General features: G+C 59.3%; 34 protein-coding genes and 1 tRNA gene. 2 read left to right on the forward strand and 33 right to left on the reverse strand.

Going from position 1 to position 23,266, the window contains the following annotated elements; translation table 11 throughout:
* Positions 1–182 precede the first annotated feature (182 nt).
* The 31 genes from AC5S3R_RS04645 to AC5S3R_RS04795 all read right to left on the reverse strand — a co-directional run bounded on the left by AC5S3R_RS04645 (position 183) and on the right by AC5S3R_RS04795 (position 19,900).
* Positions 183–596: a Bbp16 family capsid cement protein gene (locus AC5S3R_RS04645; RefSeq protein WP_494265641.1), complete on the reverse strand. Its 414-nt coding sequence runs from the start codon at positions 594–596 to the stop codon at positions 183–185.
* 82 nt (positions 597–678) lie between these two features.
* Complete coding sequence (locus AC5S3R_RS04650; RefSeq protein WP_494265643.1) at positions 679–1,674, reverse strand: major capsid protein; 996 nt, start codon at positions 1,672–1,674, stop codon at positions 679–681.
* A gap of 22 nt (positions 1,675–1,696) precedes the next feature.
* A complete protein-coding gene (locus AC5S3R_RS04655) occupies positions 1,697–2,365 on the reverse strand; it encodes a hypothetical protein (RefSeq protein WP_494265645.1) in 669 nt (222 codons plus the stop codon).
* Positions 2,355–2,660: a Bbp19 family protein gene (locus AC5S3R_RS04660; protein ID WP_494265647.1), complete on the reverse strand. Its 306-nt coding sequence runs from the start codon at positions 2,658–2,660 to the stop codon at positions 2,355–2,357. The genes AC5S3R_RS04655 and AC5S3R_RS04660 overlap by 11 nt, the downstream gene beginning before the upstream one ends.
* 6 nt (positions 2,661–2,666) lie before the next feature.
* Positions 2,667–3,008, reverse strand: coding sequence for a capsid staple protein (gp10, locus tag AC5S3R_RS04665; protein ID WP_494265649.1), 342 nt, complete (start codon positions 3,006–3,008; stop codon positions 2,667–2,669).
* Between the two features lie 5 nt (positions 3,009–3,013).
* Complete coding sequence (locus tag AC5S3R_RS04670; RefSeq protein ID WP_494265651.1) at positions 3,014–4,729, reverse strand: portal protein; 1,716 nt, start codon at positions 4,727–4,729, stop codon at positions 3,014–3,016.
* Between the two features lie 8 nt (positions 4,730–4,737).
* Positions 4,738–5,091, reverse strand: a complete 354-nt coding sequence (locus AC5S3R_RS04675) for a hypothetical protein (protein ID WP_494265653.1) — start codon at positions 5,089–5,091, stop codon at positions 4,738–4,740.
* A complete protein-coding gene (locus AC5S3R_RS04680) occupies positions 5,091–5,555 on the reverse strand; it encodes a hypothetical protein (protein ID WP_494265656.1) in 465 nt (154 codons plus the stop codon). Before AC5S3R_RS04680 ends, AC5S3R_RS04675 begins: the two co-directional genes overlap by 1 nt.
* Positions 5,548–6,003, reverse strand: a complete 456-nt coding sequence (locus AC5S3R_RS04685; protein WP_494265658.1) for a GNAT family protein — start codon at positions 6,001–6,003, stop codon at positions 5,548–5,550. Before AC5S3R_RS04685 ends, AC5S3R_RS04680 begins: the two co-directional genes overlap by 8 nt.
* Positions 5,997–7,637 (reverse strand): hypothetical protein, encoded by a 1,641-nt coding sequence (locus AC5S3R_RS04690; RefSeq protein ID WP_494265660.1) that lies wholly within the window; start codon positions 7,635–7,637, stop codon positions 5,997–5,999. Before AC5S3R_RS04690 ends, AC5S3R_RS04685 begins: the two co-directional genes overlap by 7 nt.
* Positions 7,637–8,188 carry a terminase small subunit gene (locus AC5S3R_RS04695; protein WP_494265662.1) on the reverse strand — a complete coding sequence of 184 codons (552 nt, stop codon included), beginning with the start codon at positions 8,186–8,188 and terminating at the stop codon, positions 7,637–7,639. The genes AC5S3R_RS04690 and AC5S3R_RS04695 overlap by 1 nt, the downstream gene beginning before the upstream one ends.
* A complete protein-coding gene (locus tag AC5S3R_RS04700; RefSeq protein ID WP_494265666.1) occupies positions 8,185–8,442 on the reverse strand; it encodes a hypothetical protein in 258 nt (85 codons plus the stop codon). Before AC5S3R_RS04700 ends, AC5S3R_RS04695 begins: the two co-directional genes overlap by 4 nt.
* A complete protein-coding gene (locus AC5S3R_RS04705) occupies positions 8,439–8,879 on the reverse strand; it encodes a lysozyme (protein WP_494265668.1) in 441 nt (146 codons plus the stop codon). The genes AC5S3R_RS04700 and AC5S3R_RS04705 overlap by 4 nt, the downstream gene beginning before the upstream one ends.
* A 117-nt stretch (positions 8,880–8,996) precedes the next feature.
* Complete coding sequence (locus AC5S3R_RS04710) at positions 8,997–9,314, reverse strand: zinc finger domain-containing protein (protein ID WP_494265670.1); 318 nt, start codon at positions 9,312–9,314, stop codon at positions 8,997–8,999.
* A 130-nt stretch (positions 9,315–9,444) separates the two neighbouring features.
* Positions 9,445–10,320, reverse strand: a complete 876-nt coding sequence (locus AC5S3R_RS04715; RefSeq protein ID WP_494265672.1) for a hypothetical protein — start codon at positions 10,318–10,320, stop codon at positions 9,445–9,447.
* 44 nt (positions 10,321–10,364) lie between these two features.
* Positions 10,365–10,592 carry a hypothetical protein gene (locus AC5S3R_RS04720; RefSeq protein WP_494265674.1) on the reverse strand — a complete coding sequence of 76 codons (228 nt, stop codon included), beginning with the start codon at positions 10,590–10,592 and terminating at the stop codon, positions 10,365–10,367.
* An 8-nt stretch (positions 10,593–10,600) separates the two neighbouring features.
* The gene (locus AC5S3R_RS04725; protein WP_494265676.1) at positions 10,601–10,915 is read right to left on the reverse strand and encodes a hypothetical protein; all 315 of its coding nucleotides are present in this window, start codon (positions 10,913–10,915) and stop codon (positions 10,601–10,603) included.
* A 149-nt stretch (positions 10,916–11,064) separates the two neighbouring features.
* Entirely contained in the window at positions 11,065–11,346 is a 282-nt protein-coding gene (locus tag AC5S3R_RS04730) for a helix-turn-helix domain-containing protein (protein ID WP_494265678.1), read from the reverse strand.
* Positions 11,347–11,596: 250 nt separating this feature from the next.
* Positions 11,597–12,418, reverse strand: a complete 822-nt coding sequence (locus AC5S3R_RS04735) for a helix-turn-helix domain-containing protein (protein WP_494265680.1) — start codon at positions 12,416–12,418, stop codon at positions 11,597–11,599.
* Positions 12,419–12,545: 127 nt separating this feature from the next.
* Positions 12,546–13,265, reverse strand: a complete 720-nt coding sequence (locus AC5S3R_RS04740; protein WP_494265683.1) for a hypothetical protein — start codon at positions 13,263–13,265, stop codon at positions 12,546–12,548.
* A complete protein-coding gene (locus AC5S3R_RS04745) occupies positions 13,249–13,881 on the reverse strand; it encodes a hypothetical protein (RefSeq protein WP_494265684.1) in 633 nt (210 codons plus the stop codon). Before AC5S3R_RS04745 ends, AC5S3R_RS04740 begins: the two co-directional genes overlap by 17 nt.
* A complete protein-coding gene (locus tag AC5S3R_RS04750; RefSeq protein ID WP_494265687.1) occupies positions 13,881–14,234 on the reverse strand; it encodes a hypothetical protein in 354 nt (117 codons plus the stop codon). Before AC5S3R_RS04750 ends, AC5S3R_RS04745 begins: the two co-directional genes overlap by 1 nt.
* Positions 14,235–14,379: 145 nt before the next feature.
* On the reverse strand, positions 14,380–15,075 hold the full coding sequence (locus AC5S3R_RS04755; protein WP_494265689.1) for a hypothetical protein: 696 nt from the start codon (positions 15,073–15,075) through the stop codon (positions 14,380–14,382).
* Positions 15,075–15,452, reverse strand: coding sequence for a hypothetical protein (locus AC5S3R_RS04760; protein ID WP_494265690.1), 378 nt, complete (start codon positions 15,450–15,452; stop codon positions 15,075–15,077). Before AC5S3R_RS04760 ends, AC5S3R_RS04755 begins: the two co-directional genes overlap by 1 nt.
* Entirely contained in the window at positions 15,442–15,711 is a 270-nt protein-coding gene (locus tag AC5S3R_RS04765; protein ID WP_494265693.1) for a hypothetical protein, read from the reverse strand. The genes AC5S3R_RS04760 and AC5S3R_RS04765 overlap by 11 nt, the downstream gene beginning before the upstream one ends.
* Before the next feature lie 3 nt (positions 15,712–15,714).
* Complete coding sequence (locus tag AC5S3R_RS04770; protein ID WP_494265695.1) at positions 15,715–16,008, reverse strand: hypothetical protein; 294 nt, start codon at positions 16,006–16,008, stop codon at positions 15,715–15,717.
* A gap of 84 nt (positions 16,009–16,092) precedes the next feature.
* Entirely contained in the window at positions 16,093–16,425 is a 333-nt protein-coding gene (locus tag AC5S3R_RS04775; RefSeq protein WP_494265697.1) for a hypothetical protein, read from the reverse strand.
* Positions 16,422–16,718: a hypothetical protein gene (locus AC5S3R_RS04780; RefSeq protein ID WP_494265699.1), complete on the reverse strand. Its 297-nt coding sequence runs from the start codon at positions 16,716–16,718 to the stop codon at positions 16,422–16,424. Before AC5S3R_RS04780 ends, AC5S3R_RS04775 begins: the two co-directional genes overlap by 4 nt.
* Positions 16,718–18,580: a ParB/RepB/Spo0J family partition protein gene (locus AC5S3R_RS04785; RefSeq protein WP_494265701.1), complete on the reverse strand. Its 1,863-nt coding sequence runs from the start codon at positions 18,578–18,580 to the stop codon at positions 16,718–16,720. Before AC5S3R_RS04785 ends, AC5S3R_RS04780 begins: the two co-directional genes overlap by 1 nt.
* The gene (locus AC5S3R_RS04790; protein ID WP_494265703.1) at positions 18,577–19,668 is read right to left on the reverse strand and encodes a hypothetical protein; all 1,092 of its coding nucleotides are present in this window, start codon (positions 19,666–19,668) and stop codon (positions 18,577–18,579) included. Before AC5S3R_RS04790 ends, AC5S3R_RS04785 begins: the two co-directional genes overlap by 4 nt.
* Before the next feature lie 155 nt (positions 19,669–19,823).
* Positions 19,824–19,900 (reverse strand) — tRNA-Met (locus AC5S3R_RS04795).
* Positions 19,901–20,230: 330 nt separating this feature from the next.
* On the opposite strand from AC5S3R_RS04795, the gene kdsB reads away from it, so the two are divergent.
* Positions 20,231–21,016, forward strand: coding sequence for a 3-deoxy-manno-octulosonate cytidylyltransferase (kdsB, locus tag AC5S3R_RS04800; protein ID WP_494265705.1), 786 nt, complete (start codon positions 20,231–20,233; stop codon positions 21,014–21,016).
* 96 nt (positions 21,017–21,112) lie between these two features.
* Positions 21,113–22,147, forward strand: a complete 1,035-nt coding sequence (locus AC5S3R_RS04805) for a bifunctional transcriptional activator/DNA repair enzyme AdaA (RefSeq protein ID WP_494265707.1) — start codon at positions 21,113–21,115, stop codon at positions 22,145–22,147.
* Positions 22,148–22,176: 29 nt separating this feature from the next.
* Here the strand turns inward: AC5S3R_RS04805 and AC5S3R_RS04810 are convergent, their stop codons facing one another.
* Both AC5S3R_RS04810 and AC5S3R_RS04815 read right to left on the reverse strand, forming a co-directional pair.
* Complete coding sequence (locus AC5S3R_RS04810; RefSeq protein ID WP_494265709.1) at positions 22,177–22,377, reverse strand: hypothetical protein; 201 nt, start codon at positions 22,375–22,377, stop codon at positions 22,177–22,179.
* 50 nt (positions 22,378–22,427) lie between these two features.
* The gene (locus tag AC5S3R_RS04815) at positions 22,428–23,177 is read right to left on the reverse strand and encodes an SDR family NAD(P)-dependent oxidoreductase (protein ID WP_494265711.1); all 750 of its coding nucleotides are present in this window, start codon (positions 23,175–23,177) and stop codon (positions 22,428–22,430) included.
* Positions 23,178–23,266: the final 89 nt, after the last annotated feature.

Consider the following 23,266-nt stretch of genomic DNA (forward strand, 5'->3'; position numbering starts at 1 on the left):
CGGTAACTGTTTCCTCGGCTTCCAACCTGGACGGCTCTTCTACAGGCGTACTGTGCCGCGGTGTTTCAGCCGGCGTGAACCACCGGGCCGTTGTGCCTTCTGGCACCTCGAACGTCTCACCCGGCTGGATGAGACGCCCAAAGTATCCTTGCAGTTTGGCAATAACCAGCATTGATTAACTCTTACTGCTGGTCGTCGTATGCGGGGGCAAAGTCGTACCCCGTAGTGATGTACGCCGAGAATGCGCCCGCGGTCAGCGGTCCGGTCCCGACAGTGTAGTTGGCGCCCACAAAGCGTTTCAGCACTGGAGGAAGTGGAAGAACAATCTGCGCACCTTTGACAAGAGCGGCTTTTCCAATCGCCCCACTGACGATAACGTCTGCAAGCGCGCCTGCAGCATCGCCGTGTTGAAGACTGAAGGTAACCGTTGCAGCGCCGGCTGCAGCCACATCCTGCGTGACCTTAATCACGAGATTGAGCTGCTGGCTGATGCCAGAATTCGGAGCAGCCTGCCCCAGGTCAATTACGTTGGTCGAAGCAGCCGTGGCCGTGACAGCCTGGTTCTCTCCCAACGTGAGCATCTGATCGATAATCATCACGAAGCCTTTCTCCTGCCAGATGCAGGAATGGTGAGCGCGCCAATGCGCGGCGCGCCCGGTTGACTTTTAGCTATCGGGATTAGACGACAGCGGCTTCCGAGTTCAGGAGCGCGTCGCAACGGTAGACAGGGACTTCGCCAAACATCACAACCTTGCGGCCAGCCACGGTCTCCCAGGAAAGCGTAGAAGCGACAGTCTTGTTCACAATCTGCCGGCGCAGGAATCCACGCACGGTACGATTCACAAAGAATGCCGCGCGGCCATCGCTAACGTCCCAGACTTTTTCGAGCGCCTGCGTCATCAGGTCGATAATGTCCGAACCGGTAGCAGCATTCTTCGTCAGGTTGCTCACATCGATGTTGGCGATGCGAACCACCTGCCTCCAGTCACGCACTACAAGGCCGGCATCCCATTTGAAATGGGTGCGATAAACCTGGTAGTACCCTCCCTGGCCGTCACTGTGCGTATGTTCCCCAAGGTTCACGATCTGAATTCCAGCCTTGGAACCTTTCGGAAATACCATGTTCGTCGCCTGCGGAGAGTTCACTACGAGCCAGATGCTTGTGTTATCCGCTCCGACACCATCGCCCGTCAGAATATTTTCGCCGTTCTCAGCTTCGAGAGAGCTGTAGCGCTTCGAGAATCCGTCGAATGCCTTCGGATTCACAGCCGTATCGCCATAAAACAGCGTGCTGGCCATCGTCTTCATCATTCCGTTGGCAAGGCTGCGATCTTCGTTCAGACGGAAAGTCGCTTCGTCTCCGGAGTTACGAGCAAGCGCGACGTCCACATTGCTGTAGTCTTCCAGCATGCCGAGGCCGTCCTTGAGCTGCGCAAATTTCCCCACAGAAGGCGGAGCGCCTGTGTTGTATCCGCGCCACGTGCCGGCAGGATCGCCGGTCTTGTTCGTAGTCACATTCTGCAGATATCCGTTTGCCTCCACAAAAGTGAGCGCATCGAAGATCTCATTTTTCTGAGCCACAATATCGATAATGTTCCGGTCGAGCGAACCATCCGGAAGCATCATGCTCGTTACATCGGCGATTGTCGGATTGCTGGGTACAATCGTTGGCACTGTTATTACCTTTCTTGCTCTCTTAGGAGCGGACTAAGGCAGCGTCGTACAGCTCTTTCGCGGTCGTTGGAGTTTTTGGGGAAGCTCCGCCGCTCATGAACTTGTCTTCGCTGATCGCCTTTCCAACCTCGGCGCGAAACTTTCCCACGTTCGCAAGGAACCGGAAAGCCGCGCGATGGTTTTCAAGGCCGGTGTCTTTCAGCAGCTTCAGCATTTCGCCGGAGGGATCGAATTCCTTGAGAGCCGCCTTCGTGGCGGCAAGGTTCGATTGGAAGTTGGCGCCGCCAATCTCCGCATCGTTCTTCGTTTCCTCAGCCCATCCTTCACGCACCTTGGCAATTTCCGCAGCCTGCCTTTCGGCTAGCTTTGGAGCCATGGACGCGATCAGCTTCTGCGCTGCATCCTGCGACAAGTTTGCCGCCTTGGCTGCCTCGCTATAGGCGCTCAGCATCTCCGGGTCATAGGTCAACCCTTCGGGGGCCGTAAACTCGTACTGATCGGGAGCTCCGTCCACCACAGCCGCTGCAGGAGTTCCCTCCGCCGGCTGCTGTGCTTCAGGCTGCGCTACAGTCTCGCTGGATGGTTGCTGCTGCGTTGTGCCCGCATCTGGCTCGGCCGTTGCCGATGCCGCCGCGGACGCCGCCTGGCCACCGTCGTTTGTATTTTCCGAGGCCACAGTTTCATCTACCATTCTTTTGCTCCTTCAGCATCTGCAGGTAAGCTTCCGGAAAAAGGCCAAGCAGCCGATCTTCCAGCATCCTCCCGTAGTTGCGGAATCCCTCATTGAAGGCCATCTTCAGCGCATTCGTGTCAAAGCTCGAATCGCGGACCGCGGCCTCCTCGAGGAGCAGCGCAGCAACGCGCCGCCCTCTCTCATCGCTCATCAACCAGAGCAGGTCCTCGTTCTGTTGCTCCAGCTGGCGCTTGCGACGGTGCTCTTCTTCCGCATGAGCAGCCGCCCTGGCGCGAAAATCTCTCGGGTCCATTTGCGTTTAACCCTTCTTCGTCGCAAACATTTCCGGGTACATCTTTTCCATACCCGCCTGCGCATCCAGGGCAGAAAGGTTCGCAATCGCCATGTCTGTGATCTGCACATCCATGCTCTTGCGCGTCCCATCCTGCCCTTCATACTGGCTACTCTGCGTCACCTCACCCTTGGCGACGATGTGGATCTCCGTGCCGATCGCCGGAATGTCCTTGATGCCCAGTTTCTCCAGCGTCTCCTGGTTCAGGCAGACAATCAGGCCGTAAGGGTACTTCGGCGGATGCGGTTCGATGACCGTCTCTTCCTTCATCTCCTCCTGCGTTAACGACATGTCAATCAGGTTGGACATCTCTCCTACCTTCCCGCCCCATCGGGGCTCGCATAACCGCTGTATTGGTTGAGCAGATCATTCAGCGCATTTGATCCGCTGCCGGTCTGCGCAGCGCCCAGGTTCTTTGCTACGCCGCTCATCTGTTGCGCCGCTGCGGCCTGGGCCTGTGCTGTCTGTGCCTGGGCTCTCGCTTGCTGGATTACAGCCACTCGATCGTTAGCTACGATCAGCCGCGGATCGACGCCAAGAGTGTCGGCGACAACATCAACCGTCGCAAGTTCATCCAGCTTGTCCGCGGCTCCCGGCTTCATCTGCATGATGGTGCCAATCGTGCCCAGGAAGCGATCGGTCGTATTCTGCGCGACCGCCTTCTGTGCCTGAGCCAGGACCGAGATCATCTCAATGCCCAGCGGCATTCCGCTCAAGACATCCGGAGGCTGAGGCAGCATACCCCGCTCGATCATGCGCCGGAACGTATAGCCGATCAGCGGATGGAGCAGCTCGTTATCCATGCGCCCGAGAACTGGCCCGAGCTGCAGCATACGGTCGCTGTTCCGCGCCGCTACTTCGGTTGCTGTCATTCGCCCGGTATTATCTTCCGACAGCAACTGGAAGATGTCCGTCAGGAAGCTCGCCCGAATACGCTGCTCGGCTGCCTGGATATCAACCATCAGTCCGCTGGGATCGAAGTTGACATTAACAAGAGGCTCAGCCAGCGGTCTTGTACCTGCAGGCGTCTGCACATCAAGGAAAGCGCGTCCGCCCGGCCTTACCTGGTCGAGCATGTTCCTGAGTGATGGGCTTAATCCCAGGGCCGGATCAGAACGCCAGGCATGGCTCATTGACTTGTTGAACTCATCTGCCTGCAGGCTCATCACGGTACCTAGCGCTTCCATCGCAGGAGAGTTTCCGTAGACGTCTCCGCTTTCGACAGTCCACCTCGGACAAAGCGCTGGGAACTCGCGATACCCGCTCTCCCGCAACAGCTTTCCATTTTCGCCAGCCTCGAAGTACCAGCTCGCAAACGGCATATTCTTCGAGTCGCGCTTCGTATCATCTCTGTCCGCGCGAGGTTCAATCGCATGAACAATGTCCACGCTATCCGACAGATTTCCCCTGTCATAAGCGTTCCGCACGCGCTCACTGCAATTCTCTTTGCCGAAGAACTTAACCACTCGACCCACGTTCGAGGTGAACTTGCGAAACAATGCCGAAGGCTGCCCCATCCAATCCACTTCGAGACAATACTCGCCGGCCGTGAGCGGCATCATGTGAATTAAATCGTCCGGGCTGTCCGCAAACACCGTGGCGTGCGTGCCAAAATGCCCCAGCTCGCGATAGACAAGCGGGAGCGCCTGATACGTATTCGAGCGCTGAAACTCGCTATGCATGGCCGCCGAGGCCTGAGAAAGCCACAGCGCTGCAGGCTTATAGCTGTTCACATCGGCATCTGGCGTCCCTAGTTTGAACCACGGACGCGCCGGGCTACTTGCGCCGGCCATCAATCCAGCGGCCAGGATGCGCAGGCATTCCGCCGCGGTAGAGTTATAAATCAAACGCTGTCTTTTCTGAGACTCGGAGCGGTCAGCGCTTGCTGGGCGGGTGCGAAAGAACCTTCCGCCCCACGGAAGAATGTAATCCGACAGGTCGCGCCATATCTCAAAAAAGGGCAGGCGCTCCTGCTCTAATGCGACCCAACGCTTCCATAGTTCTCGCTGCAATTTTGTGGTATCGTCCACAGATCTCCTTATGACCCCAGCAGAGAGGTACCGCCCAGGTTGAGGCTCGATGTGTTCACGCCTCCCGGACCCGTTAGCATCGTCGAGCTCAAGCCGCCAGCACCGCTCGCCGCCGCGCGCGCCAGGATGCCGGAAACATCCGGAGTCTTCTGGTTTGCCGCATTCTCGGCAAGAGCACTGCTCCGCGCCTGACTGATTGCCTGCCTCTGCGCCTGATCCTGTGCCTGCGATTGCTGCTTGAGCGAAGCATCCGCCGCAGCCTTCTGCTTATTCGCCTGGTAGATACCAACGCCAGTCGATGCCGCGGCGGCGCCGATCGCCCCAATTGCAAGTGCTGTTGTCGTTGAGACTGAGAATGCCACTACCCCTCCGTTATCCGAACCGAGTTAACCTGTGAGCTCCGGCTGGCCAGCCTATCGTTATCAAGCGTTATTTCCACCTCAGCCTCTTCCACACTCCTGGCTGCAGTTGGGAAGAGGGTTGTAATCCATGTCCTGCTGATTGATCGAAATACCTGCTTGCGTCCCGCGCTCGCCGGAAGCACGTTGTAACCTCGCAGCTCGATCCACTCCTCTCCAGCCAGCATCCAGGTGTGCCCCACAACAATCAGGACTGTAGGCAGCTCCATCAGCGCGCCGGTCAGAACTGTACCTGGAGACATCTCGAGCGTACGTGCATACATGCCCGCATGCAGCAAATGATCAAATGGCGTCTCGATCTGCTGGCATTGCTCGAGCGAAATGCGTTCAAGCGCCAGAATCGCTTCGAGCACATCTGGCTTGGTCGGAGGTAAGACACCGCCAGGGATCGCCAGCGCGTTAATCACTGACCCTCTGCATAAAGATGTGGTTGGTCAGCTTGAACTCATCGCTCTCAAGAAAGAGCAACTGTGCCAGCCGCGTGCCTACATGCGCGCTATAGGCAATGGCTTCGCATCCAGCCTCACGGGCTGCCTGCTTGATTGCAGCTTTAATTTGCCTCCACGACTCAGCTGAGCGCGATGCCTTGCGGACAAACAAGCTTTCCACTGTCGCATAAAGCTTGCTGTTGTGTGCGGACGGAGTGATAAGCAGCAATGCAAATCCGACCATCTCGTCGCCATCATTCACGCGGAAGCATCGCGCCATGCCGCTCGCCTGCATTGCGATGTAGAGTGATTGATTCACCTGGACGCGGGAGAGATCAGGATTCGCGCATTCTGTTTCCGCCTCCACACACAAGGCAGGGAAAGCACGATCCAGTAATACACCCATAACCGAGCATTGCTTTACCATCCACGCCTGCTTCTTACTGGGTCATAGCTTGCAGCAGCGCGGATACCCGCCGATGGAAAATCGTTCATTTTCGGCGTATACATATTGGCGAGAAATACCGCTGTCGCATGATCCGGAGAACGCCCTAGTTTCTCAACCAGTTTTTCCCGGCTGCACACTTTCACGCACGTGCGCCCCTTATGAACTACCGGCTCCCAGGTGAAGGCGCAAAGTTGACGTTTCAGCTCGCGATCCAGTGGCAGCGCAATACCGGTAGCATTGTTCGGGTCCAGCGCCTCGCGTAGGCGCCACACAAGCATTGATCGCGTATTAAAGAAACCCATTGTGCCGTCAATATCTAATTCCGCTGTAGGTGCTCCCATATCCACGCCGATCACGTGCTGATGCAGACTCATCAGGTGGCCGTATGGTTTTGCGCCAACACCAAAAAGATCAATATGCTGTGGAGCGCCGTCTCGCACGGAAGCCAGCAAAAAGCCTCCTGTTGTAGGTCCGTCGATGCAGTCTTTCCCAGGATGCACAATAAGCTCACCGAAATACATCCCTTCATACCGCCGCGCGATGACAGTATCGTCACGTCCTCCCTGAGCGATGTCGCTGCCTTGCGAAAGCATCTTTCCAGTGGCAGCCTTCTTCGTCCACCGTCCCATCGCCGCGTCTACCCATGTAGTCGGCAACACCTGCCAGGGATTCTCGGCGCGGCCTGCGCTGAAGTCGCCCATCAACATCTGCGACCGCAACGGTTCCGGCAGCGCCTGCAACGTCTTGATGTACCCGCTCTTTACCAGATGCGGGTTATCGGTTACGCGTGAAGGGATGAACGTGCGGCTCATCGGCTCGATGATGTCTTCGGCTGCATGCTCGCGCGGATTGAAGTCATAGCACGGCTCGCCATTGTCGTCCAGGATGAAGGGCCGTCCATCGTCTACCCACAACTCGCGCCCGTTCGGATTCTCCGGCGTTCCCGGCAGAGACGCCGCATACCGCAACTCACCAGGCGCCGCAGGCTTCGGAAACATCGGGTCAAGCCACGGTGCAAAGTATTCGATGATCCAGAGGCCGTCATCGCTTGTCGGCGGGTTGAACGTCATCAGTGTTCTACAGCGCTGCCCGGCAACCGTGGTACGCATCCACCCCATCAAGAAGAGCACAGCAGTGCGACGCATATTGGCCGCTTCTTCAAAGACCTTCAGGTCATGCGGACGACCCTGATACTTGGTCTCGTCCATTGGATTGGGAAACGAGCCTAATTCGATCTGCCGGGCTACGCCGTCCGGCGTCTTCAAGCGCCAGATACCTTCGATACTATTTAACCCCTTGCGCGTACCCAGCAGTTCACCGAGCCGGTCAATAATCGCCTTTAGCTCTGTACCTGTCTCGCGAAAGATCGCGGTACGACGATGCTGGGTCAATGCCAGACCGCATCCTAAATCTGTCTTGCCGCCGCCGGCAGCGCCTCCATATCCTGTCACGTCAGCAAGTGACTCGTACGCCAGCTGCTGCGGAGACTTCTCCGCCCCATCGCGCGCGGGCAACGGACGCCACAGCGTCTTATCCGCAAGCAGCAGCTCATCCAGTTCGGCTCGCTCTTCCGGAGTCAGGTAAGCAAGCACCGACGCATCAAAAGCTGTCATCAGGCAGCCTCATCAACCTTAGAGGCACGCGATTTTGCAGCAGACACCAGGACAGCTACTCGTGCGGCTCGCTCTTCATCGGTCAGGGTCGTTACGTCCTCAACCTCGACGCGATCCTTCAACAGCCCCATAATCTTCGCGAGGAGTTCCGCCGCGCGAATACGATCCGCCTTCTTTACAGCCGTGATACGCGCTTTAATCTTTCCTGCCTTGTCATAGTGATCCACGTGCTGAAAACTTTCGACCGTAATGCGTTCATCCGGTCCCAGCTTGCGAATCGGCAGCGGAGATCCGTCCTCGTCAAAGAATGCCGCGGGATCGTGCCCCACAATGGCGCGCAACACATCTGTTACCTCTTCAGCCCTGAATTCCGCTCGCCGGGCAAGGATGCCGCGGCGAGCGGATATTGCCTGCGCAATCTCTGGCTTTTTCATCCAACGCGTAGCGGTCACAGACGCTGATTTCTCCGGACAGCCAGCCTCAAGCGCAGCTTTGGTCTGGTTACCGTGCGCTACTACCCCGTCGACAAAGATTGCCTGCTTTGGCGTCATCCCTCTACCCCAAAAAGAAGCGGCGTGCAGTCCGTTTCACACGCCGCCTTGCACAAACTCAAATCCCTGCGCGGCGGCTTCGTTCCCCCACTCCGCCGCGGAACATACCGCAATAACTCCGCGCGCACCATCTCTTCAATGCGGTCGCTGCTCAGCTCCCAATCAGTGGCCAGCTCCGCCACCGTCTTGCCGCCCGCAAACTGTGCCGCGACCAGGGGAGCCAGTTCCTCTTCGCGCAGCTCCAGCCACATCACCGTGCCTCGAACAGTTGCTCTTCCGCAACGCGCCGTCTCAGCAGCCCTGCGACAACCTTCCCGCCTGCATGGTCCCACAGAGAGAACTGCGCCGCAGCCGCCAGCGTTTTACCCTCGTTGAGCTTGGTTAGCAGCGCAGAGTGACCAAACGCGGCCGGGCCAACATTGAAGACGAAGTCAACCAGCGCATCAAACTCGTTTTGCGTCAGCGGAACCTCGACGACCTTGTTGACGTAAGCAGCAGCAGCCGCGATATCACTCTCAAGGAACGCCTCGGCCTGCTCCCGCGTAATCGTCATGCCCTCGACAATACCCTTGCCGGTATGGCCATAACCGATCGTCCACACTCCGGTGACGTCCTGGTAAGCAACCAGGCTCAGACCTTCAAACTGCTCGGTCAGCGCCAATCCGGTTTTGCTATAAGACATCGCGCTCATCTCAACCTCTATCAAAACGGCGCCTTTCGTGCTTCCTACTCAGCGCCGCTCGACCGCCTCTTCGTTGCATGCATTCCCCGGGCCGCAAGTGGAAACATCGCTTAAGTAGCGACGGTACTAGTTGAACTTGCTCGGATCAGCACCATCGAGAACGTAATCGCTTATGTTTCCTCCAGCTCTTACTGCGGCTACTAGACCACAAATGAAATCGTCTTTGGCCCGCGGTGAATCGAACTGAGCTACAGAGACGTTCGCCATTGTCGGCTGCTGTTTAACGCCCATCTTTGCTAACTTTTTCCGCGCAAGATGAAACCCCTTCATCGGTGGCGGGGCAGGATTGCGCGAAAAAGGGCAGCACGGATGATTAGGCGGCGCTGCGCATATTGGACATTTAACTTGAATCGCTTTCGTTTCGACTTTAGCGATAAGCCTCATAGCGTTCCCCCTCAGAAGTGGAGCCTCAAATCAAAGTGGCGCGAGCAGTGTTCCGGGCCGCTCAAGCGCCACTCGCATTGCCGGTCCCTGCAGATCCGGCAACCCCGTAAAACCCATTTCACCGCCCCAACTAGAAGCCCGCACCCTCAAGCTGCGTCATTCCGTTATCCACAGCGTGTTCCGCGTCCTCAGTGCTCATGCCGTAATGCGCGCCAAGCATGCGCACCGTATCGTCATGGCGCAGATAAGGCTCCACGCTGGCCAGCTTGATCGTCGAGGCATGCGCCATTGCCGCTACCTGCGTGCCGCTCGAGATCGACTGCACCAACCCGAGTATCGTGTTGATTGCCGTGGCCACGGCATTGAGCGCCGAGAGCGCATGCTGCTGGCTCGCCGGATTAACAATCTTCGCTGCAGCCAGGATCGATGCATTCACCGACTGCTGGAAGGCAACCACTGCCGCTTGCAGCTGCTGCAGAATAGTAGCGTCAGGATTCGCCAGATACGCCTTCGCCTGCGCCACTACCACAGAAGCACCGGCGTCAAAGCCCACCGTCGCAGCCGCAAATGCGGGAGCCGCCGCCGGATCAAGCACAGCCGCGGTCGTATCCACCACACTTACCGCCGACTGCAGCGCCGGAGTCCAGTTCACAATGTTCTGCGCAACCGTCCTGGCATTGCATCCTGCCATCCAAGGCAGGGGAATCAACGCCACGCACAACATCAACACCCCAAGCTTCTGCGTCGAGCCAGCCGCAGTCTCCGCCGCAGAGGCCTCGGCAGCCAACGCCTTATCCCGGCCAAGAATCGCTGCTACACCCGCAAGGATCACGCCGCTCATCGCAACCCATGGCTTCCACTGCTCCGGCACATAGTCAGGCAACTGGCTAACAGCCGTCGCAGCAATGCCCAGTAATCCGGCAATCGTCGTCAGGTAGCTTCCGGCGACACGCTCAACCAACACCGCAATCACGCGCTCAAGCAGCGCGGCAATCATGTTATTCACGTTTCCTCCTCGTCATTGCAGAGCAGCGCCCTGCCCGGTTGCCCTCAATCGCCGCCGTGTTGTATCCCGGCGCGAACCTCAACGCGAGCCAGCCGCTCGCCATGCTCTTTGAGCTCATCCTCTACGTCATCCAGCCTGCGGTCCTGGACCTTGAGCCGTGCCGTATTGCTCACCAGCTGCTGATCCTTGGCGCCGCGCTTTCCGGCGTCTCGGATAAAGTTGATTGCGAGTCCCAAGCCAACCAAAGCCGGATCAACCCAAGAGATATCCATGAGCTCCTTCAAATGCTGCAGTTATGCACGGCGGCCTGGGCAAATACCCGAGCCTGTGCGGCAATCGCTTTTTCGGTCGACACAGCCTGATTGCGCCCATTGCCAAGCCGGAACTCCACGCCATACAACTCATACGCGGGCAGCGGCTCCGCAAGCTTTGCCTGCTGATTCCGAGCGGCAATGGATTCGGCAAGGGTAAGGTCGCGCACGCTTATGCCGTCCTCAAGCCAGGTGATCGCGCAGGCCTCAAAGGCCGCGCGAAGCTTGGCCGGTTTCATCCACACGCGGCGGGTTACGTTGTAAACGCGAGATGATTTAGACATGCCGGGGGCAGGGGGCTTGCAGTTGAGCCAGCGAATGGGTGCCAGGCATTCCCAAAAAGCGACGCCTTAGCTTTTCTAAGCCTTTGGCTGCTTTTCTCCGCTCAGGGCGAGCGGGCTGTGATGCGTACGAAAACTACAATAGCAAACGGTTAATTGCCGATTCCAATACAATTGACACCCGCATTATTTTTTTCTACTTCTCTCAACACTGATCCCAAGGAAAAATCAAGAAACTGTGCCACTTTTACAAGTCGAGATACCGGAATCCCGCCCCCATTCTCGTAGTAACTAACCATGTTCGCCGAAACGCCTACATACCTACCTAGCTCCCCCTGAGAAATTCCTCGCGCTATCCGGATCAACTTGATCTCGCTCCCCAGCAGGGAATTAAAAGAGTTCTCCTCATAGCTTTTCGGTTTGTTGCCTTTCATCTACGCAACCCTCACTTTCGCGGCCAGCCGCATGAGGCGCTCGACCTGCTCTTTCCTTTCGTGCTTCTCTGCTCGCTCCATCACGCCCCCCCTACCCACTGCACGCGTGCGTGCCGCAGGGTGCGCACCTGGCGCGCACTGTAATCGCCTTCCCGGCACGCCGCCTCTTCGCACAGCGCCTGCTCCATCTCGCCTATGTATTCGCGAGCAAACGCTCCGCGCTGCAGCGAACCGATCGCAACCCAATGCCTCATTGCAAATAACTCCCCGTCCCAACACTCGCCTCCGACCGCATGCGTGCTTCGCGCACCGCTTGCTTGTCCCACGGCCAGCGATCCGGATTCCGCCAGAGATTTTCCTCGAAAAACTCAGCCGCCCGTACAGGCCTGAAGAGTAACGAAGAGTCGCGCTCCAGCATCTTCCACGCCCTAGTCATAGCCGCAGCCACCGCCACCGGCTCCTCACCCAGCTCTACGCATTGCTTCACAACCACGCAGAGCTTCTTCCGCAACCTCGCCGCCGTGAGCCCGCAATCTTTCATCATCCGGCCCACGGCGGTTTCTATCGCCAAGCTTTCATCGGGCGGTTCCTGCGGAACACTCGCCCCCGCTTGCGGGGGAGGGGGGGTATTTGTACTTAGTTCCAGTTCCTGTTCAAGTTCCCGCGCGCGTTCCATTAGGGGAGCACGCGATTTTGTCACCCTTCTGTCACCCTTCTGTCGTCCTTCTGTCACCCTTTCGCCAAAAAAAAGGGTGACAGGCTGCCACCCTTTTGGCACCTCGTCCAGGGCCGTGAAAAAGTAAAAGCAGCTCATCCCCCGGCCCTGGTGCTCCGGGCGCAGGCACTTGATCACTCCCTTGCGCTCAAGCGAGGCAAGGTACCGCTGGCAGCTGCGCGGCGCGCACAGGGCATCCTCCGCAATCGTGCTGATCGAGGGATAAGTAAAACGTCCTGCCTTGTCCTGGTGAGAGTCCGCCAGGACGATCAAAACGAGCTTTTCCCGCGGCGTAATCATCTCGCCGTTGGGACAGACAACAAGCGCCTTGGCATACGCACTCGCCCGGACGCTCATCGCGCACTATCCCCGCGCATAGAAATGCCCCCCCACCCATGCGCCAGACTACCCATAAAAATCACAGAGATTCCCCAGTGCGCCGCGGTCAATCGCCGCGGCGCTGTTGTTTTTGTTGGGTTGAATGCTAGGCTGCTTCGAGCCAGAAGTACCGCACGGTTCCGTTGTCGTTCCGGCTACTGCTGAGCTGGCGGCCGTCTTCTTTGGCCAGCTTGCGCATCTTGTAGCGCACGTACTCGCCATTGTCGGCCGTCGCGAACTCCGCCTTTACGGCGGTGCCCGGCTCCAGCTTCAGCAGGCTTGCATAGAGCGCCCTTGCAGGGCTGAAGTTATGGCGCTCGGATGCCGGCGGATCCGGCACCGCCTCCATCTTTACCACTTCCACTTTCGGCGCAGGATGGCGCTTGATAACGCCGCCGCGCTTTTTCTGGCCTTCCTTGTTTACTGCCACTGTCTCTGTCATACCCGCAATTCTCCTCTCTGGTTGTTGCGCTTTCGCGCGCTGCTGAGCCACTTGCGCCACATGCGACACCTGCGGCAAACGATCCCGTTTTTTGCCTTGCGTTCCGCGCGGCTTTTTATCCGTCCAGTCCGGACGAACATCGAGCGGAGCTTTCCCCAGCTGCCTTCGCAGCCGGTTTACCTGTGCCGCGAAGGCTTCTTTCCGCGGCGACTCGTCGCGGACGTACCAGCTCGGACGCACCGGCGCATCCACGACGACTCTCGGCAAGCCGAGCTCTTCCGGCGTGCGGTGGATAACCGCTCCATGCTCCAAAGCGCCGGAAAAGACCAGCTCGCCATACTCGTTAAAATCCGGCGACACGCTCGATTCAGGCCGTTGCTTCATCGCCGGCACCTTTGCTTGCTTTTTTCAGCAGACCCTTCATGACTGCATCCAGGGGCACCGCCTCACCATCAACATCCCAGCCCTCTATGTAGGCAAAGGACCAATGCATCGGCATCAGATATGCGACGGCCCTCCCATCGCGGTAAAAGGCAATGGGATCATGAACAGGATCCGCCGTTGCCGCGGCAAAAGCCGCATCGACGCCCAGAATGAGCAATAGGTAGGAGACTCTCTCCGCGTCTGCCACGTACAGGCAATCGTTATCGTCGCGGAAGATCGCGAGAGATAACCCAATGGGCTCAGCGTCTTTCCCGATGGCGCCAAGCGCGAAGAAAGAAGGGACGCATCCGAGATAGCGCAATGGCGCATCGATGCGGGACTGCGAGGCGCTCCACAGGCTACGCAGTTGCTTTTCGTCTATGACTCGAGCGCCGCTAAGCTGCTTGATTTTCGGGGCGCCCTTCAGCACGCTCTCGCGCCGGAAGATCACAACGCCATCCGTGACAAACTCGTCGATAGCGCTGATGTCGCCATCGAAGCCGTCTTGCAGCACATAGTCGCGATTATCGGGCAGCCTTGCCTCGAGCTTCTTCAGTCTGGATAGAACTTTTGCCATCACTTCACCTCGCCCGCAGGAAGGTTGCCCTGGGAAGCTTTCCGCTTCAGCCGATCAATCTCCGCCGCGATCAACGCGCCCGCTTTCACCAGATTGCGGATCGGCTCTTCTCCTGGCTTCCACATCTCCAGATCAAAAGGCCAAATATCATCCGGAATATCGATCCCGCCTGCTTCTTCGACCTGCCCATCTATCTGCACGCATGCCGTAGAGATGTATGCTTGGGCGGCATCGGCGAGTACGCCATCATCATGCCCATCGTCATGCTCCGCCGTGTAACCCTCACTCTTAATCTGCCGCTCGCGCTCCTGCTCAATCAGCGCCGCGCCTTCCGAAAGATGCCATCTTTCCATCACAGCCTCCCCTCCCAAAAATCATCGTCATCGTCATCGTCGAGCTCGCATGCATGCGAGCAGTCATCGGGCGCTGGCTGCTCATGGTCTTCCATGTCGCAATCACACGCCTCGCCACAGCCAGGGCATTCGTGCATCTCACCCCTCAATCCCCTGCGGCGTTTCCGGCCGCAGGTTTGTAAAGCTCACCATCTTCTAGGCGCGCATTGTGCGCAGCGCCGCCGGCGCATCCAGGCCCGCAGTAGATGCACTCCATGCCCGTATCGCCTGGCGCTTGTGCCGCAACCCCCTGAAAACGCGAAAAGCGCAGCAGAGGTGGCATCGCAGACCTGCGCCACCGCGCAACGTCGGCGGCACGCAGATCGCCGCGATCGCTCATCAGATCCAGCACTGCGCGAAGCTTGCCGACCTCTTTTTCGAGCACCGTCCGGTGCGAGTCGGTGGCATTGCGGCCAACGTATGCGTATCCGTTACGCAGCACTCCGGCGCCTGCCTCCGTAACGCGAGCCGCAGCCTGCAGCAACATCGCCAGGCGCTCCTGCTCATCCGCGCGGAGGCTCAGCACGCCGACCGCGCCGCGCCTGGTCTCGTCCAGCATGCGCTCTGCTGTTTCGCGACCGCGGCACTCCCTGGCAACGCGGCTCTCCGCAATCGCGCGATACTTCTTTTCCGACTCAAGCGCCCACATCACCTCGGCCTTTGCCTGGGCCGTTTCGTGCAGTTGCCTGCCGCGCAACTGCAGCTCCTCGTCCATCCACATCGCGCGGCTCGGCAAACGCAGCAGCCCGGCAAACCCTCTCACGCGCAGCTCATACAGCCAAAGCTTCAGAGTCTTTTTCATCAGTCCCTCTCCAGCCTCCACCAATCAAAATCCCCTATGTTTGGCGGCTGCCGCGCGTAATACTCCGGGTGCAATACCATGTCATTCGCAATCAGCGTGAGCGCCGCGGCATAGCGCAGCTCCCAGTCGCCGCTCAACCCACTGCGTGCGTGCGCGTCGCGCCAGAACTTCGCGCTGTGTAATCGGGCGGCGCGGCGCTTCTGCAGCCCTTCGTAGGCTGCGAACTCCGGCCCTGGCTCAACTACGGCCACGTCGATACCGGCCGCGTACGCCGCCTCGAGCACCACCGGCATCAAGGCCTGCTCCGCGGTGCGTATAACCGGCTCGGCTGGCACCGCGGAGCCGGTAGCAAAAAGGCCAAGTTGACTATCGTCCACCGATCTCCTCCCACTTCACACGCGCGCCCTTGCCGCGCTTCTCATCCCTGGCCTTCTGCAGATCCGCAACCAGCGGCTCCAGGTGCGCCAGCATCATCGCCTCCACATCCCTGGCCGCCACGCTGTCATGCACAGAGAGAGCGCCATCCTCGGGCCGCATCACAATCACCGCCAGCGCATCGCTTTCCTTGCGCAGGTAATCCGCGTAGGCAACAATCGCTCCGGTTTTTGTAAAGTCCCGCTTCCGCTTCTCTGTCATCGCCTAGCATTCCGTTGCCGTGGAGGTGAATAAATTGAGCTGCTTTTCCGAGTCCGACATCGGCTCCTCGCGTACCACCTCGCCTGTATCGAGCCGGGTGATGCGCTTTACCCCTTCGAGTGGCGCGTGGAACTCGACAGCGCAGCGGACCATCCGCCTCTCGATCCGGCTGCGTATTGCCTTCGACAGCTCACGCTGCTTTTCTTCGAGGCCATCGAGGCAATCCTTGTATCCCTTCATCGCCTGCGTGCGTTCCTTGCGCAGCTCGTCCATCTGCGTAACCGTCTCGCTCAGCATGCGACCGCGAAACTGTACCTCTTCGTCCGTCAGCAGGCAGGCGAGCTCGATCTCCGTGCTGATTGGTGACCCATTGCCCCCCCATCAGTTCGCGCCTCCCAGCACCATGGCGATCCACTCGACGAAAAAGCTGCGGAACTCCCACAGCAGATAGAGCCACCCGGCTAGCGCGACAGCCGCATACGCCCACGAGGCGCCTTCCGCGCGCCGCGCAGCCCTGCGCATCTGCCTACGTTCGTGCTTGAGAGATGCCTCGGCCGCCATCTGCTCGTATACTTCCGTCTCCTCATAGCACTTCCGGCAAAGCATCTCGCCGTTACGCATCAGCTCCGCTGGCGCGCCGCATCCGTCGATTACGCACGGCACCATGTACCGCTTCAGCGATGCCGGCAATGTTTCTAGAATCTGTGAACTCATGCCACCCTCTTCTTTCTGCGCCTCTCGCGCTCGCGCTGCTTGCGCTCCTCGATCCGCGCCGCCCCAATGCCGTAGCCTTTCCGGATCAATTCGTGGAACACACTTTTTGGCCGCGCGGCGCGCGCCGCATCCTTCGCCGCCCGCAGCCGCGCCTGCTCCGCCTGGATGCAGCCGGGCGCAGTGCACACGGTGCGCGTGCCATCCGTCCACGCGCACTCGTCGCCGTCGATCGCGTGCCGCCGATCCGCATGGCAGCCGCAGTGCCGGCACGTGCCCGGCGCAAACAGCGCCATCAGCGGCCGCCTTTCTTTGTGGCCTTTTTAGCGGCCTTTTTGCCGACCTTTTTGGCAGGCTTTGCAGTAGATTTTTTCGCCGCAGACTTTTTGGCTGCAGCCGCCGTGGTGCCTTTCGGCGGTACTTTCTTCACGGCGGCTGCCTGTCCGGGGGAGGACTTCGTTGGTTGTGTCGGCTTATCAAGAATGACTGTAAGGTCGAGCTTTGCCAGGCGCGCGACCCTCTCTATGTCGAGCTCGGTCTTGCCTACATGCGGCAGGCCGTATGCGCCCACGGTGATATCGTCCTCATAAAAAGCAAGCAGCGCGGCCATCAGCCGATCCGCAAGAGGCAGATCCTCCAGCCACTTCCGGAGCTTCTTTTCGTTGCTCTCGCCCACTGCCAGCCATGCCGCTTTGATCCCGAGCACCTCGGCCAACCGCACGCAGCTGGGATCGAGATCTCCAAATGCCTTCATCGCAATCTCGGTGAGGAGAGGCCCCACCTGGATATAGGTCATCGGCTTCGCAGCCGCGAAAACAGCCCTGAAGAGACGCATCCGATAGTCATTTACCACCTTCAGCTTTTCCTGAAGCTTGGCGTCGTCTTCCTTCTTTGCAGCCGGCGAGCTCGAAGAGGAGGGTCGCGAACCTGAAGCATTCGACCCAAAGCGCCCATCGCCTTTGTGCGTTATGCATTTCGCGCTACGGCAAATCCATTGGCGCCGCCCGGTCTCCGCGCCGCCCACATAGATCGCTTCTTCCGCCTGCTCGCAGGGCTGCTCGATAAGGCGCACGTTGTAAGTCGCGAGGATCTTGCGGTCGGAGACGTAGTCGGAATAGTTCGAGGAAAGCATGAGCAGCTTGCGCTTTTCCGTCTCGGCTGCTTCCAGCTCGTGACGCACCCAGGCCCTCGCTTTCCCGTCAAAGCATTCGCGGTCCGTGCACGTATCCTGCGCGCAGTCATCAAAGAGCAGCTGCGCATTCGCAGAGCGCTTCGGGCAGTCCGTGCAGGGCATCGGTGCGATCGCTGCATCGAGCGGCCACGGAGCTGATGAAAGCACCCGCAGCGAGCTATTCGCAATCCAGCGCTTCAGATTGCCAAGCGTTATCGAGGTGGGATGGAAGTTAAGCTGAACTGCCTCTATGCAGTCAGGGTTCGAGCAAAGCGTCTGCGTATCATCCGCCCAGGTGCATTGGGTGGAATTGGTCCTCCCATCTTCCCCTTCCAGCTCACAGGGATCTTCCTCTGTGCACTCGCATATCCTGCATGTTCCCGGCTCTGTCTGCGCGGCCTGGACTCGCGCGTAATAGCCGCAGTTCAGCCAGTCGAGCCCATGCGACTGTTGCGCTGCATCCAGTCGCGCGAGCTCGAGCGCATGCCCCACTTCAATCGCGCCCGCTTCGAGCGCCAGACGTACGGGCTCGATCGCATCCAGCAGCCGCAGCCGGCGCGCCACAAAGCTCGCGCTCTTGCCCAGCCGCGCCGCCACGCTCTCGACGGTTGTGCCTGGCCTCCGCATCAGCAGCTCAAATCCCCGCGCCTCGTCGAGCGGCGACAGGTCCTCGCGCTGCAGGTTGCTGACAGTCCGGATCTCCTGCGCCTCCAGATCTGACATCTCGCGGACGATGCATGGGCAGGTCTTTTTGCCGGCCTTCTGCGAGGCGAGGAAGCGGCGTTGCCCGGCCACAATCTCGAAACGCTTGGCGACAGGCCGCGCAAGGATCGGCTCAATCACGCCGGAGACATGGATCGATTCCGCGAGGTCTTCCAGTGCCTCCTGGTTGATACTCCTGCGCGTCTCTTCCGGCGCAATATAGAGCAGCTCAATGCCGATCTCCTGTACGTGCTCAGCGGCCATTACGACCGCGGTAGCCGTCACAGGACACCCCCGCAGGCAGACGCGTCAACGCTGCTCGGCAATGTCTCGCCGGTCAGTGAGCACAGGCCGCGGAGCACCTGCAAGATCTCTCCGGTCAGGCACGTCTTCGCGTGGCCATTGATGCCGAGATACCCGCCGCACTCCCCGCAGTACGAGGTGCGCAGATCTCGCGCCACCTTTGTCCGCGCCAGAAACATCAGGCGGATGAGCAGCTTGTTGCGGTCCGTTTCAAGGGCCGCGAACTGCCGCAGGTCCTCCACGTCGCCATCCTCGAGCTTGAGCAGGGCTGGCGCATCCGGAGCCGTCTCAGGCGCAGATGTGAGCGCATCATTCACGAGCCGCTGCGTGAGGTCAGAGCACATGTGCGTCCATAAGCTCGTACCGCGTTCGACACTGACCGTCGCGCACTGATTCGCTTTCATGTCCCTGAGCTTGAAACGCGCGCTCGATGGTATCCATGCGATGTTTTTCTGCCGACACCGTCCGCATTGCCTGTTTATCGTGCCCATCGCCGCGGCGGGTGCAACTGTTTCCGGCTGCTCCGCGCCGCCAAGGCCGACAGGGGCAGCGTTGCTTGGAACCTCCGACTCGAGGACGTGGTTAATCAGCCGCTCGACGCGGCCGACCCAGCACTCGGTTTCGTGTGTGATCTCCGCGCCGCCGGCAGCATGCCGAAAGCAGATCTGGCACTGCCGGAAGAAAGGCGCCCTGGCGAGGTGCTCATACGCGAACGCCAGCGAGCTCGAAACGCACTTGAGCGCCAGCCGCTGCGCAGCGGTAAGCAGCTCACCGAATAGCCGCTGGCAGTCCAGATCGTCACGTTGCGCGGGACTCTGGGCCGCCTCGTCCATCTCCGCGATCAGCACACGAATTTCGTCGGCGATACGCTCGGCCGTCTGCCGCGCGTGCGCGACCCGTCGACGGGATACAGCACTGAAATATTCGACCAGCGGGTGCGCCGCGGCCTGGCCGGCAGCGGGGATGGGTTGCGTGTGGGCGGATGCTTCGGCGCAGGGCTCTGCGCCGCCTGATTCGAATAGCTCACGTTCAGAGGCGGTGAGCGCTGGAGTACCCGGAATACTCGTCATGCTTCTCCTTTTCGAAGGGGAGCGATCGACGAGAGCGCGAAAACACGAAAAGCGGCCGACCCTGGGACTGGCATCCCATGGTCCACCGCTTCTGAATGTCTGGAGTTCCACGCATCATCGCAAATTCCTTTTAGAATCTGCGATTTTTACTTTGCTGGTGGCGGAGGAGCGGATCGAACGCTCGACCTTGGGGTTATGAATCCCACGCTCTAACCATCTGAGCTACTCCGCCATGAGGGAAAACGGCGCGAAACGCGCCATAGGCTCCAATTACTCATGATACGGGTGCTTGGCCCTGCGGTCAAACTGGGCGGCGTGCGCCGAATTTCAGGGTACGGCTGCAATTGCACCGCAGGCTTTCTCGGAAAAATACCCGTACGTAGATGTCCCGAGCTTGATTCCTTTCAAGCACATACAAAAGCCATCGCAGAATGCAGTATGCGTGCCCCGAAACAGGACAACCTGACATGGTGTCGTGGCATCAGAGTAAACAGTAGTCCCTCCCCCTATATAAAACCGATTCTCCGCCCGGTCCCCTCCCCCAGATGGGCCGGACGGAGATGTGGTTTCCCTCCCTGCAGCCCTCCCCATTACACTCGTCAGAATGAAACCCGCGCTTCGCATTGCCGGCGTAATCCCCGCCCGGCTTGGTTCTACCCGTCTCTCCCGCAAGGTGTTGCGGCCAATTGCCGGCCGCCCGATGGTGGAGTGGGTTTGGCGTGCCGCGCAGGATAGCGGCCTGATGAATCCTGTTGTCGTTGCCACGGATTCTGAAGAGGTGGCTGCCGTCTGCCGCGAGCGCGGAATTCCCCTTGAAATGACCTCGCCTGACTGTGCCAGCGGGTCTGACCGTGTTCGCGAAGTGGCGACGCGTGTGGATGCGGATATTTATGTCAATATCCAGGGGGACGAGCCTACACTGACGCCGGATTTCTTCACCCCGTTGCTGGCTTTGTTTGAGCGGTCTGAAGTGCAGGTGAGTACGCTGGCGGTTCGGTGCCCGGCGGAAGAGATTGCCAATCCCAATGCCGTGAAGGTGGTTACGGCGCAGGATGGCCGCGCTCTCTATTTTTCGCGCTCTACCATTCCTTTTGACCGCGATGCGCAAGGCTACGCCGGTTACCGCAAGCACCTCGGTATCTATGCTTATCGCAAAGCGGCCCTGGAGCGCTTTGCCGCATTGCCGCCGGGATGGCTGGAGCAGGTTGAACGGCTCGAACAGCTTCGCCTGCTTGAAAACGGGATCGATATTTATGTTGCGCCTGCTCCGGGCGATACTATCGGCGTGGACACGGAAGAAGACCTCGGCAGAGCTGAGGCGCTTTTGCTTGAGCGCGGCTCGCACTGAAAAAGAATTGCGCGCAAGAAATGGGGTGCGTGCGAGACCGGAAAAGTCCACGATATTTCCATGAGCGCGACCGCCCAACCCGTTTCTGAATTCGTTATGAACACTGACGCTGCCTGGCAGCAGCTTTTGTGCCGCGACCGAAGCGCTGGTTTCTTCTACGCTGTCATTACGACAGGCATCTTCTGCCGCATTGGCTGCGCCAGTCGTCCGCCATTGCGGAAGAATGTTCGCTTCTTCTATACAGTTGCGGAGGCGAGCTCGGCGGGATTTCGCCCATGCGCGCGGTGTAAGCCGGAAAGTGTTGCGGACGGCGATGTGCTGGAGAAGGTTCGGGCGCACATTGAGCGCCATTTTGACCGCGCCGTTCCGCTTGCGGAACTCGCCCGAATAGCTGGGCTAAGCCCGTTTACCGTGCAGCGGCTTTTCAAGCAGCAGATGGGCGTGAGTCCATTGCAGTACCAGCGTGCGTTGCGTGCCGAGCGCCTTCGCTCCGCATTGAAAGAAGGGAATACCGTGACCGATGCAATCTATGATGCCGGATATAGTTCGCCGAGCCGTGCCTATGCTGGGGCGCAGCTAGGAATGCAGCCTGCGCGCTTTGCCCGTGGCGGCGAAGGCGAGCAGATCGGCTATGCTTCCGCGAGTACTCCCTTTGGGTGGATTGTTGTGGGAGCGACGGAGCGCGGGCTGTGCTGGCTGGCGCTTGGCGCGACGAAAGCGGAGGCCGAAGCCAGCCTGAGCGAAGAGTTTCCGGCGGCAGATCTGCGGCGGGATTCTTCGCTATCCACGCTGGTGGATGCGGCTCTTAACTTTGTGCAGGAAGGCAATGACTTGAGCGAGGGACGTTTGCGGGATGACGCGCTGGACTTGCGAGGGACTGTCTTTCAACTTCGCGTATGGCAGGCGCTACGCCAGATTCCGCGCGGAGAGACGAAGACGTACAGCCAGCTTGCTCAAGAGATGGGAATGCCGAAGGCTACGCGGGCTGTGGCGAGGGCTTGCGCAGTGAATCGCGTTGCCGTGCTGGTGCCGTGTCATCGCGTGGTGGGTGTGAGTGGTTCGCTTACCGGGTATCGATGGGGCGTGGAACGGAAGAGGAAATTGCTCGAAGCAGAGCAGAAGCGTGGTTGAGCTTCTGCTCATCGAGACGAGCGACGTACTTAGCAGGAACCGTGGCGCATGACTGGGCGCCAGGCTTCCTTGCCGTTGGCTGCAGGAGCATAGCTCCACGCAACGGCTTTCTGCTCCGCGTTCTCGCATTCGTTGCGCTTGGAGAACGGGTTGCGGAGCTTGTCGCCCGCTTTCACGGCGAACAGCGCTACCGCTGCCGCCGCGATTTCAGGAAGGAATGCAAGTGTCATTGTTTTAACTCCTTATTTTGGCTTGCAAATGTTGGGTGCTTCAGCCACGTTCAAAGACGCGCGCCGCCGGATGCCTGAATTGTCTGGCCGGTGAGCCAGTAAGACTCATCCGACGCGAGGAACGCGGCAACGGAAGCAATGTCCTGCGGCTGGCCGATGCGGCCAAGCGGCGTGTCCTTGACTGCCTGGTGATGGAAATCCGTGCCGAGGAAGCCTGCGGTGTGTACGCCTTCGGTTTCCACCATGCCGGGGTTCAGCGAGTTGACGCGAATCTTCTTGGCGCCAAGCTCCTTGCTGAGCGAGACCGTGATGGAGTCCACAGCGCCCTTGGTGGCGCTGTAAACCGAACCGCCGGGTACGCCATTTGCCGCCACGGAACCGATGTTGATGATGCTTCCGCCGTTGGGGCTGAAGCTGGCAACCGCGGCCTGCGTGGTCAGCAGAAGTCCGAGCACGTTGACGTTGAACTGCTTGTGGAAGTGCTCCGGCGTGACGACTTCGATGGGACCGAACTCATAGATGCCGGCGTTGTTGACGAGAATGTCGATGGGGCCGAGCTCCTTGACCGTGGTGCTTACGAGCGGGCCAATGGTATCGGTGTCCGCTACGTTGGCTTTGACCGCGATGGCCTTGCCGCCCTTGGCAGTGATGTCGGCAACGACCTTTTCCGCGCCAGCCTTGTCGCTCGAATAGTTAACCGCAACGGCGGCTCCGCGCGAAGCCAGCTCGCGTGCAATTTCCGCCCCGATGCCCTTGGATGCGCCAGTGACCAGCGCGACTTTACCCTTTAGATTTGCCATGATTGTTTCTCCTTTTTGGTCGCATGCCGGAGCGGGTATCGTTTCGACATTTCGACAACTATCGAAATGATTCGCGGCGAGAGGAAAAG

The organism is Occallatibacter sp. FHG110214_02 (genome assembly GCF_059115385.1).